General features: G+C 71.2%; 3 protein-coding genes. 2 read left to right on the top strand and 1 reads right to left on the bottom strand.

Annotated features, from left to right (window positions below; translation table 11 throughout):
* The coding region (locus Q2100_RS30995; protein ID WP_302917089.1) for a prephenate dehydratase domain-containing protein at nt 1-416 on the bottom strand (416 nt) is incomplete at its 3' end.
* A gap of 114 nt (nt 417-530) precedes the next feature.
* On the opposite strand from Q2100_RS30995, the gene Q2100_RS30990 reads away from it, so the two are divergent.
* Both Q2100_RS30990 and Q2100_RS30985 read left to right on the top strand, forming a co-directional pair.
* Complete coding sequence (locus Q2100_RS30990) at nt 531-1,316, top strand: DUF2470 domain-containing protein (RefSeq protein WP_302917088.1); 786 nt, start codon at nt 531-533, stop codon at nt 1,314-1,316.
* A gap of 25 nt (nt 1,317-1,341) precedes the next feature.
* The gene (locus Q2100_RS30985; protein ID WP_407667734.1) at nt 1,342-2,103 is read left to right on the top strand and encodes a CPBP family intramembrane glutamic endopeptidase; all 762 of its coding nucleotides are present in this window, start codon (nt 1,342-1,344) and stop codon (nt 2,101-2,103) included.
* The last annotated feature ends 137 nt before the right edge of the window (nt 2,104-2,240 follow it).

Raw genomic sequence — 2,240 nt, 5'->3', positions numbered from 1 at the left:
GCCGCGTTCGACTGGGCGGGCACCACCAGCGCCCCCGGCAGGTTCTCGGCCAGCCACCGCCGGACCTGCGCGGCAGCCACCGGGAAGGCGGCGACGGTCGCGACGTCACCGGTGTGGCCGGGCCGCACCACGATCGTGAACGACACGTCCAGGACGGTCTCGGCGAAGATCTGCAGCGGCGCGCCGACGGCCAGGCTGTCCAGTGTGGGCAGCACCGAGCCCTCGATCGAGTTCTCGATCGGGACGCACGCGTAGTCGGCGGTGCCTGTGCGCACGCACTCCAGGCTGGCCGGTGTGCTCTCGACGGGCAGCGGGGTGACGGCGCCGGGGACGGGGATCGCGTCGGCCGCGGCCAACTGCAGCAACGCCGCCTCTGTGAAGGTTCCCTGGGGCCCCAGATAGGCGATGCTCGGCACGTCTCAACCCTATCGGGTGGCCGCGGTAACGCCGTTCCGCTGGAGGGGAGGTCTTGCGCCCGCCGTGCGATGCTAGTTAAGTTAGGCTCACCTTATCTACCGGGAGGGCGAGCGATGACGAATGCGGCACCGACGACAGCCGAGCGGATCCGCAGCGCATGTGCGCGCGGCGGCGGCGCGATGCTGGCCGTGGAGGGTGTCGAACCCGTCGCGACGCCGATCCACCACCTGCTCGAGGACGGCTCGTTCGCGCTGACGGTGCCGGTCGACGGCATGGTCGCGGGCATGGTCGTCGGCTCGGGCAGCGCAGGCGTCCAGGCGGTGCTCGAGATGACCGACTACGCCCCGCTCCCGCTGCGTGAACCGGTGCGGTCGCTGGTGTGGATCCGCGGCCGACTGCGGGAGGTGGCGGCCGCACACGTCGCTCCGATGCTCGATCTGATCGCCACCTCCGATCCCAATCCGGCTCTGCTGCAGGTCAACTCGAGTGAGAACAACGGTGGCGACACCCGTTATGCACTGATGCGGCTGGAGATCGAGTCGGTGGTGGTGGCCGATTCCACCGGCGCCGAGGCCGTCGGCCTGAGCACCCTGCTCGAGGCCCGGCCCGACCCGTTCTGCGAGATGGAGTCGTGCTGGCTGCAGCACATGGACTCCGCGCACCGCGACGTGGTCGATCGGCTGGCCACCCGGCTGCCCACTGCGCTGCGCCGGGGCCGCGTGCGACCGCTCGGCCTGGACCGCTACGGCGTCCAGTTGCGCGTCGAGAACGAGGACGGCGACCACGACGTGCGGTTGCCCTTCGCCAAGCCGGTCGACGACGTCACCGGGCTGAGCCAGGCGATCAGGGTCCTGATGGGGTGCCCCTTTCTCAACGGACTGCGCGCGCGCCGCGTCTGACCCCACGCCGCACTAGCCTGTGGCGGTGACCGAGCCCGCCGACGCCCAGTCGCCGCAGCGGCGCGTGTTGTGCATCGAGATCGCCGTCGTGCTGGCGGTGACCTTCGGCCTGAGCGCCTACACCGCGCTGCTGAGCCTGATCGAGTCGGTGCTGCAGGGCCTGTCCGGACAGGTGATCGCACTCAATCCGAAGCGCTCGCCGTTCGACCTGATCGACCTCGGGTTCAACCTGACCCGGGTGTTCCAGCTCCTGGCGTGGGGGGCGCTCGGGTTGTACCTGTTGTGGCGCAGCGGGTTCGGGCCGTCGCGTATCGGCCTGGGCCGGCCCCGCGGGCGCGACGTGCTCGGCGGGCTCGGGCTGGCGGCGCTGATCGGCCTGCCGGGCCTGGCGCTGTACCAGGTGGCCCGACTGCTCGGCGCGAACGCCGACGTGGAACCCGCGGAGCTCTACGACACCTGGTGGCGGATCCCGGTGCTGCTGGCGGTGTCGTTCGCCAACGGCTGGGCCGAGGAGATCATCGTGGTCGGTTTCCTGCTCACCCGGCTGCGCCAGCTGCACGTCAACCCGATGGCCGCGGTGGTGATCAGCAGCCTGCTGCGCGGCGCCTATCACCTGTACCAGGGCTTCGGCGCCGGGCTGGGCAATGTGGCGATGGGCCTGGTGTTCGGCTACGTGTACCAGCGAACCGGTCGGCTGTGGCCCCTGGTCGTGGCGCACGCCCTGATCGACGCGGTCGCCTTCGTCGGCTACGCCCTGCTGGCCGGCCGACTCGGCTGGCTGGCGTAGCCCGTCGCCGGGGTCCGCGGACGCGAGGCACGTACATTTCTGCTGTGGACGACAACCGGCCGACACCACGGCAGCCGCCACGGGAGCCGCCGGAGATGATCCGCCGCGACCCGGCGCACCGGCCGCCGCCGGTGTGG

This window comes from Mycolicibacterium arseniciresistens, from assembly GCF_030519285.1.
Lineage (GTDB): Bacteria > Actinomycetota > Actinomycetes > Mycobacteriales > Mycobacteriaceae > Mycobacterium > Mycobacterium arseniciresistens.
The sequence above is the reverse complement of the archived record's forward strand: the minus strand, read 5'-3'. Positions and strand labels throughout refer to the sequence as shown.

Bases quoted from the DNA above. Each gene is read 5' to 3' on its own strand.
- Q2100_RS30990 (WP_302917088.1), top strand. From the start codon at position 531: ATGACGAATGCGGCACCGACGACAGCCGAGCGGATCCGCAGCGCATGT.